This is a genomic window from Fluviibacter sp., from assembly GCF_057744235.1.
In genome coordinates, this window is record NZ_JBIJFP010000006.1 from 34,994 (window position 1) to 52,919 (window position 17,926).

At 57.7% G+C, this 17,926-nt stretch carries 16 protein-coding genes; 11 read left to right on the top strand and 5 right to left on the bottom strand.

Annotation, left to right across the window (positions count from 1 at the left end; all coding sequences use genetic code 11):
* From AC3GOJ_RS04965 to lpxC, 5 genes are all read left to right on the top strand, one after another.
* A complete protein-coding gene (locus tag AC3GOJ_RS04965) occupies positions 1-960 on the top strand; it encodes a D-alanine--D-alanine ligase (protein WP_488236359.1) in 960 nt (319 codons plus the stop codon).
* A gap of 13 nt (positions 961-973) precedes the next feature.
* Entirely contained in the window at positions 974-1,762 is a 789-nt protein-coding gene (locus tag AC3GOJ_RS04970) for a cell division protein FtsQ/DivIB (RefSeq protein ID WP_488236360.1), read from the top strand.
* On the top strand, positions 1,759-2,994 hold the full coding sequence (gene ftsA, locus AC3GOJ_RS04975; RefSeq protein WP_488236361.1) for a cell division protein FtsA: 1,236 nt from the start codon (positions 1,759-1,761) through the stop codon (positions 2,992-2,994). Before AC3GOJ_RS04970 ends, ftsA begins: the two co-directional genes overlap by 4 nt.
* Before the next feature lie 139 nt (positions 2,995-3,133).
* Positions 3,134-4,324, top strand: coding sequence for a cell division protein FtsZ (gene ftsZ, locus AC3GOJ_RS04980; RefSeq protein WP_488236362.1), 1,191 nt, complete (start codon positions 3,134-3,136; stop codon positions 4,322-4,324).
* Positions 4,325-4,548: 224 nt separating this feature from the next.
* Positions 4,549-5,475 carry a UDP-3-O-acyl-N-acetylglucosamine deacetylase gene (gene lpxC / locus AC3GOJ_RS04985; protein ID WP_488236421.1) on the top strand — a complete coding sequence of 309 codons (927 nt, stop codon included), beginning with the start codon at positions 4,549-4,551 and terminating at the stop codon, positions 5,473-5,475.
* Here the strand turns inward: lpxC and AC3GOJ_RS04990 are convergent, their stop codons facing one another.
* Positions 5,476-6,039, bottom strand: coding sequence for a DciA family protein (locus AC3GOJ_RS04990; protein ID WP_488236363.1), 564 nt, complete (start codon positions 6,037-6,039; stop codon positions 5,476-5,478).
* A 368-nt stretch (positions 6,040-6,407) separates the two neighbouring features.
* Between AC3GOJ_RS04990 and secA the strand changes: the two genes are divergently transcribed.
* Genes secA through trpE form a run of 5 tightly spaced genes read left to right on the top strand, consistent with a single transcriptional unit; the run spans position 6,408 to position 13,347 of the window.
* Positions 6,408-9,107, top strand: coding sequence for a preprotein translocase subunit SecA (gene secA, locus AC3GOJ_RS04995; protein ID WP_488236364.1), 2,700 nt, complete (start codon positions 6,408-6,410; stop codon positions 9,105-9,107).
* Positions 9,107-10,351: a bifunctional glutamate N-acetyltransferase/amino-acid acetyltransferase ArgJ gene (argJ, locus tag AC3GOJ_RS05000; RefSeq protein WP_488236365.1), complete on the top strand. Its 1,245-nt coding sequence runs from the start codon at positions 9,107-9,109 to the stop codon at positions 10,349-10,351. Before secA ends, argJ begins: the two co-directional genes overlap by 1 nt.
* 57 nt (positions 10,352-10,408) lie before the next feature.
* Complete coding sequence (gene rpe, locus AC3GOJ_RS05005) at positions 10,409-11,080, top strand: ribulose-phosphate 3-epimerase (protein WP_488236366.1); 672 nt, start codon at positions 10,409-10,411, stop codon at positions 11,078-11,080.
* Between the two features lie 3 nt (positions 11,081-11,083).
* On the top strand, positions 11,084-11,797 hold the full coding sequence (locus AC3GOJ_RS05010) for a phosphoglycolate phosphatase (RefSeq protein WP_488236367.1): 714 nt from the start codon (positions 11,084-11,086) through the stop codon (positions 11,795-11,797).
* On the top strand, positions 11,794-13,347 hold the full coding sequence (trpE, locus tag AC3GOJ_RS05015; RefSeq protein ID WP_488236368.1) for an anthranilate synthase component I: 1,554 nt from the start codon (positions 11,794-11,796) through the stop codon (positions 13,345-13,347). The genes AC3GOJ_RS05010 and trpE overlap by 4 nt, the downstream gene beginning before the upstream one ends.
* Positions 13,348-13,414: 67 nt before the next feature.
* On the opposite strand, the gene AC3GOJ_RS05020 is transcribed toward trpE, so the two are convergent.
* The 4 genes from AC3GOJ_RS05020 to AC3GOJ_RS05035 all read right to left on the bottom strand — a co-directional run bounded on the left by AC3GOJ_RS05020 (position 13,415) and on the right by AC3GOJ_RS05035 (position 16,988).
* Positions 13,415-13,960 carry a phasin family protein gene (locus AC3GOJ_RS05020; protein WP_488236369.1) on the bottom strand — a complete coding sequence of 182 codons (546 nt, stop codon included), beginning with the start codon at positions 13,958-13,960 and terminating at the stop codon, positions 13,415-13,417.
* A gap of 192 nt (positions 13,961-14,152) precedes the next feature.
* Positions 14,153-15,298, bottom strand: a complete 1,146-nt coding sequence (locus tag AC3GOJ_RS05025) for a patatin-like phospholipase family protein (protein ID WP_488236370.1) — start codon at positions 15,296-15,298, stop codon at positions 14,153-14,155.
* 83 nt (positions 15,299-15,381) lie between these two features.
* The gene (locus tag AC3GOJ_RS05030) at positions 15,382-16,233 is read right to left on the bottom strand and encodes a bestrophin-like domain (protein WP_488236371.1); all 852 of its coding nucleotides are present in this window, start codon (positions 16,231-16,233) and stop codon (positions 15,382-15,384) included.
* Between the two features lie 80 nt (positions 16,234-16,313).
* Positions 16,314-16,988 (bottom strand): DUF3313 domain-containing protein, encoded by a 675-nt coding sequence (locus AC3GOJ_RS05035; protein WP_488236372.1) that lies wholly within the window; start codon positions 16,986-16,988, stop codon positions 16,314-16,316.
* 362 nt (positions 16,989-17,350) lie between these two features.
* Between AC3GOJ_RS05035 and AC3GOJ_RS05040 the strand changes: the two genes are divergently transcribed.
* Positions 17,351-17,926, top strand: coding sequence for an anthranilate synthase component II (locus AC3GOJ_RS05040; protein WP_488236422.1), 576 nt, complete (start codon positions 17,351-17,353; stop codon positions 17,924-17,926).

A 17,926-nucleotide genomic window follows, 5' to 3' on the forward strand; every position in this document is an offset into this window, starting at 1 on the left:
ATGTCTCGCGTGATCGATCCCCAATCGCTCGGTAAGGTCGTTGTCCTGTTCGGTGGCGTTTCCGCTGAACGTGATGTGTCGCTGAATAGTGGGAGTCGTGTCCTCGCAGCGCTGCAACGTCAGGGCGTGGATGCACACAAGTTCGACCCCGCCGAGACGCCACTGTCCGCGCTGGAGAATGCCGGCTTCAACCGTGCGTTCATCGCCCTGCATGGTGGCATTGGTGAAAACGGCACGTTGCAGGGTTTTCTGGAAATGATCGGCCTGCCCTACACCGGCAGCGGTGTACTGGCATCGGCGCTGGCCATGGATAAGTGGCGCTCCAAGTTGGTATGGCAAGCCGCTGGTTTGCCAACGCCCGGCTATCGGCTGATCGACGCAGACACGGATGCGCAGGCAGTGATTGATGCACTGGGTCTGCCGCTCTTCGTCAAGCCAGTCCATGAAGGCTCCAGCGTAGGGGTGACCAAGGTGAAGACGCCCGAGGCGCTCTTGCCGGCCTGGCAGGACGCCGCACGACATGACAGCTCGGTCATTGCAGAAACAGCGCTGCTCGGTGGCGAGTTTACGGTAGCGGTCTGGCAAACGCCGGCCGGCTTGCAGGCCCTGCCGCCGGTACGCATTGTCCCGGCCACCGAATTCTATGATTACGAAGCCAAGTATAACCGGGACGACACGCAGTACAACGTGCCCTGTGGCTTGCCGGAAGCGCAAGTGGCGCACATGCAATCCCTGGCCGTCGATGCCTTTGAGGCACTGGGTTGCCGTGGTTGGGGGCGTATTGATTTTCTGCTGGATACGGCCGGTGCACCTTATGTGCTTGAGGCCAACACGGCACCCGGCATGACGGATCACTCCCTGGTGCCGATGGCCGCACGTGCCGCCGGTGTGGATTACGACCATCTGGTACTGACGGTGGCTGCGATGGCAGCCCTCGATGCGGTACCGGTAGGCGCTTGAGGAATCAGACATCATGATCTGGAACCGTCCTGACCTGATGAACCGGTTGTCCGGCCTGCTCTGGGGCCTGGGGCTGCTGCTCATCCTCGTTTCGGGCGTACTGATGGTCATCCGGATGCCGTTTTTTCCGGTGCGTGACGTGGTGTTAAGCAAGCCGCTGGTGCGTGTCCAGGTTGAAGATATCCGCGCCGGGATTGCGCCATACATCGGCGGCAATTTCTTCACGGTGGATCTCAAGGCTATCCGTCAGGGCGTCGAACAGCAGCCCTGGGTTTATCGTGCCGATGTGCGTCGACAGGGCTTTGCGAGTCTGTCGCTGGATATCGATGAGCAGACGCCGGTGGCCCGTTGGGGCAACGAAGGCACCCGGACGACTTCCGAGTGGCTGAATCGTGATGGTGAAGTCTTCGAAGTACCAGAGAGCTCACTGGGCAACCTGAGTATGAATTTGCCTGTGCTGCAAGGCCCCCTGGATACCGGCAATGAACTCATGGCGCGCTACGTGCATTATAGCGCACTGCTCGAACCAACCGGCCGCACGATCCGTCAACTGGATCTGAGTTCGCGCCTCTCGTGGAGCCTGCGTCTCGATAACGGGACCCGACTGGAACTGGGTCGCGAGCGCACCCTGAATAGCGCCGATGAACAGGTAGAGACTTTCGTAGCACTGTATCCCCTATTGATTGGCAATCGTGCGGTAGCACCGTCGGTGGTTGATCTCCGTTATCCGGCAGGTGTCGCTGTGCGTTACCCCGCAGCGCCGGCTGCTTCCGTTTCTTCTGACCGTAAGGGCAAGTCATGAGCAGAGAGAGCAAAGAACTGATTGTCGGTCTCGACATCGGTACATCGAAGATTGTCGCCGTTGTTGCCGAGGTGGCTTCCGATGGTCGGTTGAATGTCTTGGGGGTTGGCGCCCAGGAGGCCCGCGGCTTGTCGCGCGGTGTGGTCGTCAACATCGAAGACACCGTACAGGCAATTTCCAAGGTTATTCAGGAAGTCGAGTTGATGGCCGATTGCAAGGTCAAGGATGTGTATACCGGCATTGCCGGTAGCCACATCCGCAGCTTCAACTCCAACGGCATGGTGGCCATCAAGGATAAGGAAGTCAGCCCGGGTGATATCGATCGCGTGATCGAAACCGCGCGTGCCATGCCGATTCCGGCAGAGCAGGAAATCCTGCATATCCTGACACAGGAGTTCGTGATTGACGGTCAGGATGGTATTCGTGAACCCATCGGGATGAGCGGCATGCGTCTTGAAGTGAAGGTGCATATCGTCACAGGTGCCATTTCAGCCGCGCAGAATATTGTGAAGTGCGTCCGACGCTGTGGCCTGGATGTGAACGACCTCGTGCTGCAACCGCTGGCTTCCAGCTACGCGGTGCTTTCCGAAGATGAAAAAGATCTAGGCGTCTGCCTGATCGATATTGGTGGTGGTACGACCGATATCGCCGTCTGGGCTCAGGGCGCGATTCGCCATACAGCCGTCATCCCTATTGCCGGTAACCAGGTGACCAACGATATCGCCATGGCGCTGCGCACACCGACGCGCGACGCCGAAGACATCAAGCGTCGTTCAGGTTGTGCGCTGGCTGATCTGGCTAACCCGGAAGAAGTCATCGAAGTGGCGGGTGTGGATGATCGCCCCAGCCGCAAGTTGTCGCGCCGTGCACTGGCTGATGTGATCCAGCCGCGCGTCGAAGAACTGTTCGAGATCGTGCAGGCTGAATTGCGTCGTTCTGGTTACGAAAATGTGCTGTCATCGGGCATCGTGCTCACCGGCGGTTCAGCGTCGATGCCGGGCATGATCGAACTCGGTGAAGAGATTTTCCACATGCCGGTGCGCCTGGGCGAGCCGAAGTACAGCGGCCCGCTGGTCGATGTGATCAAGTCGCCGCGTTACGCGACGGCCTTTGGTCTGATCCTCGAAGCCTATAACCAGCGCAAGCGTGGACAGCAGGTGCGTGAAAAGCAGGGCGGCGGTGTCAAGGACGTCTTCTCGTCGATGCGCGCCTGGTTCGAGAAAAATTTTTAATCCAAGAATTTCCGGTGCCGTATGCGCAGTTCGGGATCGGGAAGTCGTAGCAAAGGCAGCAACGTAGCAAGCAACAGCATCAGTCATACCAGGTAGTTCTTACCCAACACGATTTATCGCTTTAATAACGGAGGCAGTTATGTTTGAAATTATCGAGAAAGAAGAAAACGGCACAATCATCAAGGTGATCGGTGTAGGCGGCGCGGGCGGTAATGCCATCGACCACATGATCCGTGAGAATGTGCATGGCGTGCAGTTCATTGCCGCCAACACCGATGCCCAGGCGCTCAACAACAGCCTGGCCGGTCATCGCATGCAACTGGGCGCCTCGGGTCTGGGCGCTGGCGCTAAACCAGCTGCCGGTCGTGCCGCTGCCGAAGAGCAGCGCGAGCAGATCAAGGATATGCTGCGTGGCGCCCACATGGTGTTCATCACCGCCGGTATGGGCGGTGGTACGGGCACGGGTGCGGCACCGATCGTTGCCGAAGTGGCGCGTGAACTGGGTATTTTGAGCGTTGCGGTGGTTACCAAGCCGTTCATGTTCGAAGGCAAGCGTATGAAGGCTGCCGAATCGGGTATCGCCGAACTGGAACAGCATGTGGATTCGCTGATCGTGATTCTGAATGATCGCCTGATGGATGTGCTGGGTGACGATGCTGAAATGGAAGCCTGCTTCCATGCGGCGGATGATGTGCTGCGTAACGCCGTAGGCGGTATTGCCGAGATCATTACCCTGAAGGGTCTGGTCAACGTTGACTTTGAAGACGTGCGTACCGTGATGGGGGCCATGGGCCGCGCCATGATGGGTTCCGCGGTCGCTGAAGGCATGGATCGTGCGCGCCTCGCCGCCGAACAGGCTGTGGCCTGCCCGCTGCTGGAAGGCGTCGAGCTGGCGGGGGCCAAGGGCGTGCTGGTCAACATCACTGCCTCCAAATCGCTGAAGATGCGTGAAGTCAACGAAGTCATGGCCACCATCGGTGATCACGTGTCGGACGAGGCCGAAATCATCTTCGGTGCCGTATTTGATGAATCGATGGGTGACCAGCTGCGCGTGACCGTGGTTGCTACGGGTCTGGAAGGTCAGAAAGCCCGCGCCGCCAAGCCGACCCGTGAATCGTTCACGGTGATTGAGCCGATGCGCGCTACGGGTACCGGTGATGCCACGCCGTTTGGTGATTTCAGCCAGTACGATCTGCCGCCGGGTATGCGTTCGGCACGTCAGACCACGGTGGCCGCACCGGCTGCCAGCAATCTGAAGGTCGAAGCCTTTGTCTCGCAGGGTGTGGATCACTACGACATCCCGGCATTTCTGCGTAAGCAAGCCGATTAATCCTCGGCCTTGTTCTAAACAGGTCAACTGTCTCCGGTCCGGGGCCCTGCGCAGGCCCCCGAATCGATGGTTAACCTGCTGAAGTTAAAGCAGTAATCTGTTGTGCCTCCGTCGGAAGGGGCCCTGGTCTGTGCTAGAATTAGCCAGTTAGGGCTCCGTCCCCCCAAGTTTTTGTCAACGCTTTGTTTCAAGTAGTCTGTCCGGATTCAGCAACCATGTCCCAGATGTTGTGTCAGCGCACCGTTAAATCAGTCATCCGCGCCAGTGGCGTGGGTTTGCACTCGGGTCGCAAAGTCACGCTCACGCTGCGTCCCGCAGCGCCGGATACGGGCATCGTCTTCCGTCGTGTGGATCTGGAAACCCCGGTTGAGATTAAAGCCAGTGCGCTGCTGATTGGCGATACCCGCATGTGTTCGTGCCTGGATGTGGAAGGTGTCCGCGTCGGTACGATCGAACATCTGATGTCGGCGTTGTGCGGTCTGGGGATCGATAACGTCTGGCTGGATATCGACGCGGCCGAAGTGCCGATTCTTGATGGCTCGTCCTCGCCGTTTGTCTTTCTGATCCAGTCGGCCGGTATTCTGGAACAGCCGGTGCCCAAGCGTTTTCTGCGCATCAAAAAGGCTGTTGAAATTCAGGAAGGCGACAAACTGGCGCGTTTGTCACCCTACGATGGTTTCAAACTGAATTTCTCCATTGTGTTTAATCACCCGGCGATCGACCGAACCGGTCAGCAGGTGAGCTTTGATTTTGCCGAGCAGGGCTACACGCGTGATATCGCGCGTGCCCGTACTTTCGGCTTTACACAGGAAGTCGAATTCCTGCGCGAGAATGGTCTGGCGCTGGGCGGTGGCCTGGAAAATGCCGTGGTGCTGGATGAATACCGCATCCTGAACCCGGATGGTCTGCGTTACAACGATGAATTCGTGAAGCACAAGGTGCTGGATGCGATTGGCGATCTGTATCTGATCGGCCATCCGATCATTGGCGAATTTACCGCCCATAAATCCGGCCACGATCTCAACAACAAACTGGCGCGCGCCGTACTGGCCGATGCCGAGTCTTACGAGATCGTGTCTTTCGTGCCGCCGGCCGTTGCCCCGGAAGGTGTGACGCGCTGGATGCAGCAGGCTTACGCGCTGACCACCTGATCAGTGGTTGTCGGCGGATTGGCGCAGGTGCGCCAGCGCCGCTTTGAGGTCCGAATCCCCAATGGTACTTTCCAGCGCCTCAAGGCTGGCTGCGGCATTGGCCGACAGCGGCGCCCGCTGAAACGGGGTTTGCGGCTTGTCTTCCGGCAACCCTGGCCGAATTCGGACATCCAGTGCGCTGCAGGCAAAGCCGGCCTGACGCCAGCCGTTGACCAGGCTGGGGCCCATCTGACGTAGGCGAGCGCCCAGGCTGGGATGGTTGCATAGGACGCTGATCGTGTCGCCGCTCAGATTGGCCACCCGACATCCCCGGCCCATGGCGGGTGGCAGTGTACGAATGAGCACATCCTGCAGTGTTTGTAACGTCCGCGCGTGTTGCATCAGGCCGCCAAGCGTTGCTGTGGCTTCGGCCTGGCTGCGGGCGCTGCCGCCATATTCCAGGACATCGGAGAGGGCGCGCAGGGCAGGTTTCTTAAATTGGCTGCGGGTGGGGTACATATGGTTAGAGTAGCTGAGGGTGAGGTATGCAGCAAGTTTGGCTGGATTTGGGCGCTTGCGCCCCATGAAAGCCGGGCTTGCGGTATGCCTCACGGTAAGTGGGTGGGCAAGCCGTGATCAAAGAAGGTGTACCAACAGTATTTAGCCGAGGGCATCCTGACCAAAGGCGCCCTCATCGACTACGAAAAGCGTCGTAAATCGGGCTAACCTTTGGATCAGGATGCCCTTGGGCCAAGGTTTGTGGTTTTCTGGAAGAACCCTAAACAGGGTTCCGGGCAGAATATGGGGGCAATTTGGCGCGATTTGCGACGCTTTTCGTAGTCGATGAGCGCCGGGTTGGCCCCATGTTCTGCCAAGCGCCTGCCATAAGCTTTCTGGCAGGAAAGGGGCGCTCAACATGCTAAAATTGCAAGGATATTTACTGGAACCTTCTCATGATTTCTGGCCTGCTCAAATCGCTCTTCGGTAGCCGTAACGACCGCCTGCTTAAAACCTACCGCAAACAGGTCGAACGCATTAACGCCCTCGAGCCGGCAATGGCAGCGCTGGATGATGCCGCGCTACAAGCCAAGACCCCTGAATTCCGCACCCGCCTCGCCGGCGGCGAAACCCTCGATACGCTCCTGCCGGAAGCCTTTGCTGTCGTGCGAGAGGCCAGCAAGCGGGTGCTCGGCATGCGTCATTTCGATGTGCAGCTGGTTGGCGGCATGGTCCTCCATTACGGCAAGATCGCCGAAATGCGGACTGGCGAAGGCAAGACCCTCGTGTCGACCTTGCCGGCCTACCTGAATGCGCTGGCCGGCAACGGCGTGCATGTGGTGACTGTCAATGATTATCTGGCGCGCCGCGATGCTGAATGGATGGCGCGCCTGCATACCTGGCTGGGGCTCACGGTGGGCTGCAATCTGGCGCAGATGTCATCGCTCGAAAAGCGTGAGGCCTACGCCTGTGACATTACCTACGGCACCAACAACGAATTCGGTTTTGACTATCTGCGCGACAACATGGTCTACGACGTGCAGGACCGTGTGCAACGAAAGCTGCATTACGCCATTGTCGATGAAGTCGACTCCATTCTCATTGACGAAGCACGCACACCGCTGATTATTTCTGGCCAGGCCGAAGATCATACCGAGCTTTATGTGCGTATGAATGCCCTGGCACCGGGGCTGACACGTTGCGCACAGGAAGATGGCCCGGGTGACTTCTGGGTGGATGAAAAAGCCAATCAGATTCTGTTGACGGAAGAAGGCCACGAAAGCGCCGAGCGCGTGCTGATTGAAGCCGGGCTGCTGGCCGAAGGCCATAGCCTGTACGAAGCCGCCAACATTCTGCTCATGCATCACCTGACCACCGCACTGCGCGCTCACAACCTGTTCCATCGCGATCAGCATTATGTCGTGCAGAACGATGAGGTGGTGATTGTCGATGAGTTCACTGGTCGTCTGATGAGCGGCCGTCGCTGGTCGGACGGCCTGCACCAGGCCGTTGAGGCCAAGGAGGGCGTGGCAATTCAGCACGAGAACCAGACGCTGGCCTCGATTACCTTCCAAAACTACTTCCGCATGTACGGCAAGCTGGCCGGTATGACGGGTACGGCTGACACGGAGGCCTACGAATTCCAGCAGATCTATAGCCTGGAAACCGTGGTGATTCCGACGCATCGTCCGGCGGTCCGCAAAGACCACCAGGATCAGATCTACCGGACCGAGCAGGAAAAGTTCAACGCCATCGTGGCCGATATCCGTCACCAGCATGAGGCGGGTCGCCCCATTCTGGTGGGCACCACCTCGATCGAAAACTCGGAGTTGCTGTCGGATCTGCTCAAGCGTGAAAAGCTGGCTCACCAGGTGCTCAATGCCAAACAGCACGAGCGCGAAGCCGAGATCGTTGCCCAGGCCGGTAAGCCGGGGGTGATCACCATTGCCACCAACATGGCGGGCCGTGGTACTGACATTGTGCTGGGTGGCAATATCAGCAAAGACATCGATGCCATCCATGCCGACGAATCACTGTCGGCCGATGCCAAAGAGCAGAAGATTGCCGCGCTACGTGCCGAATGGCAGAAAACCCATGACGCCGTGATTGCGGCCGGCGGCCTGCATATTATCGGTTCCGAGCGTCATGAGTCGCGCCGTATCGACAACCAGCTGCGGGGTCGCGCGGGTCGTCAGGGCGATGCCGGCAGTTCGCGCTTCTTCCTGTCGCTGGATGACTCATTGCTGCGCATTTTTGCGGGTGATCGCATCAAGGCCATCATGGATCGCCTGAAGATGCCGGAAGGGGAACCGATTGAACACGCCATCGTGACGCGTTCGCTGGAATCGGCGCAGCGCAAGGTGGAAGGTCGCAACTTCGATATCCGCAAGCAGCTGCTCGAATACGACAACGTGGCCAACGATCAGCGTCGCGTCATCTACACCCAGCGTAACGAACTGCTGGAAACGGCCGAAATCAGCGCCACCATGACCGCGCTGCGTCACGGGCTGCTGGAAGAAGTGTTCCGCACCTACGTGCCGGCAGGCTCCATCGATGAACAGTGGGATCTGCCGGCGCTGGCGCATCTGCTCGAAGCCGAGTATCAGCTGCGTGTGCCGTTGGCCGAGATGGCCCAAGCCGACGATGCGCCGGATGACGAAGCCTTGCTAGCGCGCCTGATTGCCGCTGCTGATGACGTCTATGCCGCCAAGGTGGCGCTGGTCGATGCCGAAGCCTTTGCCGGATTTGAACGCAGTGTCATGTTGCAGAGCCTGGATTCGCACTGGCGTGAGCATCTGTCGGCGCTGGATCATCTGCGTCAGGGGATCCATCTGCGCGGCTATGCACAGAAAGATCCGAAGCAGGAATACAAGCGTGAAGCCTTCGAGCTGTTCGACAGCCTGCTGAGCGCCGTGCGTCGTGAAGTGTCGCGCGTGCTGATGACGGTGCGTATCGGGTCGGCAGAAGAGATTGATGCAGCCGCGGCGGCAGCCAATGCCGCTGCGCCGGAAAACCTGGATTATCAGCATGGCGAGCCGGGCGTGTTCGTGGATCAGGACGGCAATCCGTATGACCCGGAAACCATTAATCGTAATTCGCCCTGCCCCTGTGGTTCGGGCGAGAAATTCAAGTATTGCCACGGGAGACTGCTGTAATGCCTGTGAACTACCAGACGCCGGCGCCTGAGGCGCTGCATCCGGTGGCCGGTATCCGTTTGGGTGTGGCTGCCGCAGGAATCCGTAAGAAAGACCGCCAGGATCTGACCGTCATTGCGATTGACGCTGGTGCCAGCGTGGCCGGCGTGTTCACACAGAACCGTTTCTGTGCGGCACCCGTGCAGGTGTGCCGTGCACATCTGGCCGAACACGGTAATGCCGATATCCGCGCCCTGGTCATCAACACGGGCATTGCCAATGCGGGTACGGGCGAAACGGGTCTGGCCGCGTCGAATAGAACGTGTGCTGAACTGGCCGCGCTACTGCAGGTCAAGGTCAGCCAGATTCTGCCATTTTCCACGGGGGTGATTCTCGAGCCGCTGCCGGTCGATACGCTGGTGGCCGGTCTGCCGGGAGCCATGGCGGACCTAGCGCCGAATCACTGGCATGCGGCAGCGCATGCCATCATGACCACGGATACCATCGCCAAGGCCGCATCGCGTCAGCTGAGCATCAACGGCAAAACCGTCACGATCACTGGCATCTCCAAGGGCGCCGGGATGATCAAGCCGAATATGGCGACCATGCTCGGCTTCATGGGTACCGATGCCGGTATTGCACCGGCGCTGCTGGCCGAAACGCTGAAAGGCATCGCCGACGAGTCCTTTAACGCGATCACGGTGGATGGCGATACGTCGACCAATGATTCCTTTGTGGCCATCGCCACCGGTCAATCTGGCGTGCAGTTCAGCACCGGACAGGAAGCCGGCTGGTCCGAGCTGTCCGCAGCACTGCTGGCCGTTGCCCAGACGTTGGCGCAAGCCATCGTGCGTGATGGTGAAGGCGCGACCAAGTTCATGACCGTCGCCGTCAGCGGCGGTCAAACACGCGAAGAATGTCGTGCCGTGGCCTATGCCATCGGTCATTCGCCGCTGGTGAAGACCGCCTTCTTTGCCTCCGATCCCAATCTGGGCCGGATCCTGGCGGCCATCGGTTATGCCGGTATTACCGATCTGAATGTCGATAACATTCGTGTCTGGCTGGCCAGTCAATCGGGTGAAACGCTGGTGGCCGAGCAGGGTGGTCGTGCGGCGGCTTACACCGAAGATCAGGGCGCTGCCATCATGGCCGATGCCGAGATCACCATCCGCATTGATCTGGCACGAGGCGCGGCACAGGCCACGGTGTGGACCTGCGATTTCTCCTACGACTACGTCAAGATCAATGCGGACTACCGTAGCTAAGCGCTTAGCGACTTAACGTATCACGAAACGACTCACGCAATCGACAGCGAGCCTCTCATGTACACCATCGCGCCCAGTATTCTCTCTGCCGACTTTGCCCGTCTGGGTGAAGAGGTTCGTGACGTCATCGCTGCCGGTGCGGACTGGATTCACTTCGATGTGATGGACAACCATTACGTCCCCAATCTCACCATGGGGCCGATGTTCTGCGCAGCCATTCGCCCGCATACCCAGGCACCGATTGATGTGCATCTGATGGTGTCGCCGGTCGACAGTCTGATTGAAGCCTTTGCCAAGGCCGGTGCTGACTGGATCAGTTTTCATCCGGAAGCCTCTGCCCATGTGGATCGCTCGTTGAGCCTGATTCGTGCGCAGGGCTGCAAGGCCGGTCTGGTGTTGAATCCGGCAACGCCCATTGATGTGCTGGATTGGGTGATGGATCGTCTGGATATGGTGCTGCTGATGTCGGTGAACCCCGGCTTTGGCGGCCAGTCCTTTATTCCGGCGACGCTCGACAAACTGAAAGCCGTGCGCGCCAAGCTGGATGCCTACACCGCACAGACGGGTCGGGCCATCAAGCTGGAAATCGACGGTGGCATCAAGATCGATAACATCGCTGAAGTCGCGCGCGCGGGCGCCGATACCTTTGTCGCCGGTTCTGCGATCTTCAATACACCCGATTACGCCGCTATCATCGCCGCCATGCGTGCACAGCTGGCCGGAGTCTAAGCGATGTCATTTTCCCGTGAACCGCTGAGTGCCGTCCGTAGCCTCACCATTGATCTGGATGGTACGCTGGTCGACACCATTGCTGATCTGCACCAGGCCTGCAACGCCATGCTTGCCGAACTGGGCTTGCCGGATCGCTCAATCGATGAGATAGGCCGTTTTGTCGGCCGTGGGACCCAGACGCTGGTGCGCCGCTGTCTGACGGACGATGCCAGCGGCAGCGTGCCGGATGAGGCGCTGTTCGACCAGGGTCTCGAAGCCTATCTGCGTCATTACACCCATATCAATGGCCGTCATGCTCAGGTATACCCAGGCGTGCGTGAAGGCCTGGTGCTGTTGCAGGCGGCGGGTTATTCCATGGCCGTGGTGACTAATAAGCCCGTCAAATTTACCTTGCCGCTGCTGCAGGCGACGGGCCTGGCACCGTATTTCAAGGCCGTTGTCGGTGGTGATTCGACCCCGCATAAAAAACCGGCACCCGATCCCGTGATCTGTGCCTGTGTCGAGATGGATGTTTCCCTGACGCACAACCTGCATGTGGGTGATTCGGCCAATGACATCGAGTCAGCCAGAGCCGCTGGCTGTGCCGCGGCCGGCGTGACCTACGGTTATGCGGAAGGCTACCCGATCAAAGCCGAAGATTGCGATGTGCTGGTGGATAGCCTGGAGGCGCTGGCGCGTCTGTTGCCCTCGCGACTGCAAGGAGACGCTGTATGACAACGACTTCGCACCATCATCTGTTGTGTGTGACGGATCCGGGCGCCGAAGCCGCCTTCCAGAACCTGGCTGAGGTGGGTTACAACCGTATTCCGGTGACGCTGGAAACCCTGGCAGATCTGGAAACCCCGCTCTCGCTGTATCTCAAACTGGCCAATGCGCCCTATACCTTTCTGTTTGAATCGGTACAGGGGGGCGAGCGTTTCGGGCGTTATTCCTTTATCGGTCTGCCGGCGCATACACGCTTGAGCTTTACCGGTCACGAGCTGACCCGGGTGCACAACGGTCAGGTCATCGACACCCGCACAGTGGCTGATCCGCTGACGGAAATTGCCGCCTATCAAAATAGCTTCAAGGTGCCGCACCAACCCGGGCTGCCGCGTTTCTGCGGTGGTCTGGTCGGTGTTTTCGGGTATGACACCGTGCGCTATATCGAGCCGCGTCTGAGCCAGGCATCGCACCCCGATCCGCTGGGGACGCCAGACATTCTGCTGATGCTGGTGGAAACGCTGGCCATCGTCGACAACCTCTCGGGCAAGCTGACGTTGGTGCATTATGCCGACCCGGCACAGCCGCATGCCTTTGCCACCGCGCGTGAGCTGCTAGAAGGGCTGCAGCAGCGCCTGCATGCACCGGCCGTGGCGCCGGAAGTTGGCCCAGCCCAGAGCGCGCCGCAGCCGCCGGTTTCGCTATTTGGTGAAGAGGCTTTCAAAGCCGCCGTGCTCAAAGCTAAGGACTACATCACCGAAGGCGACATCATGCAAGTGGTGTTGTCGCAGCGTATGACCAAGCCGTTCCATGCACATCCGCTCTCGCTCTACCGCACTCTGCGTGCCTTGAATCCGTCACCGTATATGTTCTATGTGGACGCCGGTGATTTTCACGTGGTTGGCTCGTCCCCGGAAATTCTCGTTCGTCTGGAAAACCAGGCCGCCGGTCAGCCAGCAAAAATTACCCTACGCCCGATTGCCGGTACCCGTCCGCGTGGCGCAACACCCGAAGCTGATGCGGCATTGGCTGCCGATCTCCTGGCGGATGAAAAGGAATGTGCCGAGCACACGCAATTGCTGGACCTGGGGCGTAACGATGTGGGTCGCGTGGCGCGCACCGGCAGCGTCAAACTCACCGAGCGCATGCTTATCGAACGATACTCGCACGTCATGCACATCGTGTCGAACGTCGAGGGTGATCTGCAGCCGGATCTGAGCGCCATTGACGTGCTCAAAGCCAGCTTCCCTGCCGGCACCGTATCCGGGGCGCCGAAAGTCCGTGCCATGGAAATCATTGATGAGCTGGAGCCGGTCAAACGCGGTGTGTATGCCGGTTCGGTGGGTTATCTGGGCTTCAGTGGTGATATGGATCTGGCCATTGCCATTCGCACGGCGGTAATCAAGGATGGCATTCTTAACGTGCAGGCCGGTGCCGGTATCGTGGCTGATTCCAATCCGGATGCCGAATGGCAGGAAACCCAGAATAAGGCGCGCGCCGTCATTCGTGCGGCCGAGTTGGCTGAAGCCGGGCTGGTACCCAAGATCGGTGTGGGCGTTTAATCGCCAGCACCAGAAACAACAAGGGCTCGCCGTGGCGAGCCCTTGTCATTAATGAGGCAGTGCCTGATTACTTGGCAGCCTTAGCAGCGGCCTTAACGGCAGCGTTGGTTACCGTGTTCACACCGGCTTCCGTAGCGTCAGCAGCTTGCTTGGCCATTTTGTTCAGGTTGTCGAAAGCCGAGTTGGCGGCAGCAACGGCCTGCTTCACAGCGGCCATGGCAACATCCGAACCAAACGGGGCTGCCGAGGCAGTCTTCTGGGCCAGATCCTGGGCAGCCTTGTTCAGCTCGCCGAACTTGCCCTGAAACAGCTTGTTCATTTCTTCAGCAGCGCCGGTCGAAATTTCGTAAACGCTGCGCGAGTACGATACGGCCTTTTCAACAGCCGGCTGGGCCAGTTGGGCCTGCAGTGCAGCGGCTTCCTGCGGCGACTTTACCGACAGCAGGGTCTTCACGTTCTTGGCGTTGTCGGCGAATACTTCGCGAGCTGTGTGCAGGTTCAGAGCGGCCAGGCTTTCAGCGGTCGACAGGGCGGTCTGGGCAACCGACAGCAGCAGGTCGATGTTGGCCTTGTTCGAGGCGAAGATCTGGTCGAGGTTCAGGTTCTGGTTCATGGTCATGCTCCTAAAGTGGATGTTTCTGTGGGTTTCAAAGCAAAAATCTTTCGCGGTGCAGAGCAGAAAATACGTTTTGTGCACCGCAACAATTCACAGTATAGAGACTAAATCCCCGAAGTCAAGGCCAAGAAATCAAAGTTATTCAATCATGGGGTGCCACCAACGTAACCAACCGCCCTGTTCGGGGCGTTAGGGCTTGGCTTTGGGTTGCTGGCTTAGTGCGTCGATGTCTTCTCGCGTGCTTTGATCAAAGCCCGGTGGGCTTTTGCCCCAGGGATAGCCAGCCAGCGCTTTGTTAAAACCATAGTCGTACAGCGCTTGCATGTATTCTTGATCGAACTCGGTGGGATGCGGCGCATTGAAGTCGTCACCGATAAACGCCAGGTTGAAACCCACCTTGTCGCGATTCGCAATCTGATAAATCTGATAAAGGTTGCCCACACCCTGCGCCTGAAGAATTTTCTTGTAGGACTTGCTTAATACGCCAAGGCTGCTGACCTCCGTGTTGGTCTGTTCGACAGAAATCCTGGCGTTACGAATAATGTAAGCCTGACGCTTGCGTGGTTTAACGATGCCACTTTCCTGTGCGGCCTTACTGACGGCTGCGGGATACAGATAGATTTGAACGGATAAGCCGCCATCGACATGGAGCTCATGGTACGCCTTACCATCCAGGGTCGCTTCAAAAAGCTCGGGTGGAAAAACCCCAGGCACGGCAGCCGACGCCAGCATGATCCGGTGGAATAAGGATGCGGCGGTCTCGGTGCGCAAAGATGCAATTTTGCCCATGTTCCAGATAACCAGCTGTCCTGTGTCAATGTTGGTGGTCCCGAGTAGCAGGAGTCGTCCCTTTTGCTCATATTCCGCAGCAATGTGTTCGAGCGTATCCGCGTCAATCGTCTTGCGGATCAAATGAAACAGGGGAGTGTTGTCTGCCAGGGATTCGCCCATCAAGACCGAGATCAGGTTACGGTCCTTGTAAATGTCCGCGGGCGTCGTGGTCGTGAATACGGTCTTCAGGCGTTCATCATACGCGGTGCCAAGAAAGGCAAATGGAGCGACAAGGGCACCTGTGCTGATGCCCACCACCTGGTCGAATTCAGGCCGAGATCCCTGGCGGCTCCAACCGGAGAGAAGTCCGGCGCCAAACGCACCATTGTCTCCGCCGCCTGACAACGACAAGTAATTCGATGCGCGGCTTTCATCATGACCTCGTTTAGGCACAATGATTTTCAACTCCCGCATATACGCATCGATGCCCGCTTTGGTGCTGGGGACAAAACGGATCTCTGACAGGCCATCAATCTGCGCTGCCTGAATGTTCAAGTCAGACATTGCCGGTTTGCGGGGTGATGATCCGCAGCCAGCCAGTGATAAACACAAAAGCCCGATGAGTGCCGAGTAAAAAAGCCGCTGCATCACTGAGCGTTTCCGGGGGCGGGTAAGGGGGCGGGTAAGGGGGCCGGTCGAGCCAGCATGTCCTGCAAAACACGGGCCTGTCGGGTTTCGTTTTCCAGATGGGTCACATTGAACAACAACGGAAACTCCAGGCTCAGAATCAGGTAAACAGCGCAGGAAATTAACGCGGCAAACATCACGGACAGTAAGCGTTCACGGCGCTGGGCGATGCCCATCTTGTACCCTGCCAGAAAAGAGCCGATAAGGATGAGCAGTATGAGTGTCATCCAGATAATTCTGGGAGGGTGGAACCACATGGCCTGCAACTGGTTAGAGTATGCCGAGCTCATCGCGTTGACCAATTTAACAAACTCTGTGGCCAGCGATTTTGCTTCCGGTGCCACCTTCAGTGAAGCACTATACGCGGCATCCTGTATCCGATTGATTGTCGCATCAATATCTTTCTGACGATCAAGAAACAGAGGGGAGTCCGTCACATGGTTAAAAAGCACGGCACGCTGCGCGGCCAGCTCCCTGAAAAGGGGTCTAATCGTCTCCTGATCCGTTGCGTTGATGTATCGCAATGCAGAATATGCGCTAGTGATGGCACTGGTTTCGGCCGCGATCAGGCGCTCGCGTTGATCCATTCGCCCTGCGGCACCGGAAAAAGTGAATGCCAAAACAAGGGCCATCAGCCCCAGGATGGCACTGATCAAGGTGTCATCCGTGGCGGTTTTCTCACCGTTGCTCTTGTGATGACTGCGGTGCCCCACGTATCTGCCCAGAAAAACGGCCGAGATGATACTGAAGAAAATAAAAACAGAAAGGAGGCCGCTTGCGCCTATCCAAGCGCCAAGTTTGGGGTAGTCCATAATAAAAGTGATCAGTTATTGATACTGTTTCTAACGGAGCGACCTCATTGGCGCAAAGAAGACGCAGCGGCGAGTCATGATTACTTTCCGGACATGCCTGCCGAGATGCGAACGGCGGTGGTGACCCAGTCAATGGCCAGCTTCTGGAAGGCCTCTGGCGAGCTGGATTCCATTCGGAAGGTTTCGCCCGACATCACGTACACGCCTTCACCCCATACCTTGCCGGTCACACTATCGCGCATTTTGGCTTCAACGACGAAGGACGGAGTTTTCGAATCCAGGCCACTGGCTTTTTGAGCAGCAAACATCACGGCAGAAATCGGCACAACGTTCCAGGGCTTGAAGCTATCCCCTTCAACAACGGCACCCGTCAGAGCGATCGTAAGCCGACCAATGCCCGGGCCAGGCTCGGTGACGACATTAAATCTTCTGGATGCTCGCTCCTTCAGCTCTTTGTCAAGTGTCATACGAGTCTGGTAGATGGTTTCATCCGACAGCCCCTTCTGACCCTGCTGCTTGAGTGCCGTCTGATACAGAATCACCGGGTCAATCATCACGCCCTTGACCTTGCTTCTATCAAAATCAGGACTCACGTAACGGTAGAGTTTTACGCCAGGTGTTGATGTGTCAATTTCCTGGAGCCGATTGTATTCAGCCGATGTCAGAAAGCCGGATTTCTGGGATTGCGACAATCCACTGCTGCCACCGCAAGCAACCAATGACATTGCGGCAAACGCGTAAATGGCAGCTTTCATGACAGTATTCTTGGAGGACGGTGATGTCATTGGTCAGATCTCTGTAAAGTAAATAATGGGGAAAAGCGTTAAGAAGGCTACGGCACGGATGTTTCAATTTTACAACTTAAACGGTTGGGCATTGCCCCAGGCTTTTGTAACAGAGTGTAACAGCCGTCTGAAGGCCCATAGTACCCAACACGCGTTGAACACTTTGGATCACCGAGCTGAAATTCAAAGGCACGATATCAGGTGTCGGAAACAGGGCATAATACTTGCTTCACGCAGGGCGTGGGATACGCAGTTTAAAAGAAGGTATTAACGTGGGTATTGATGCCGATATTCGCATCGAGATCCATGAGAATCAAAGGGATACGGACAGCATGCTGCTGATGATCGACAACTACGACAGTTTCACCTACAACCTCGTTCAGTATTTTGGAGAACTGGGCCAGGAGGTCAAAGTGATTCGCAATGATGCCATTACGGTGGAAGAGATTGGCCGTCTGCAGCCCGAGTATCTCGTTATTTCTCCGGGGCCCTGTGCGCCTGCTCAGGCCGGCGTGTCATTAGCCGCGATTAAAGCCTATGCCGGCAAGATTCCGCTGCTGGGCGTCTGCCTGGGCCATCAGGCCATCGGTGAAGCCTTCGGCGGCAAAATCATTCATGCCAAACAGCTGATGCATGGCAAGACCTCGCCGGTCTTCCATAAAGATCTCGGTGTTTTCCGCGGTCTGCCCAACCCCATTACCTGCACGCGTTATCACTCGCTGGCCATTGAGCGCGCCACTTTGCCGGATTGCCTGGAAATCACCGCAGAAACCGAAGACGGTGAAATCATGGGCGTGCGCCACAAAACGCTGCCGGTGGAAGGGGTGCAGTTCCATCCGGAATCCATTCTCACCGAGCAGGGGCACCGCATGCTGGATAACTTTCTCAAGGAACACAAGGGAAACTAG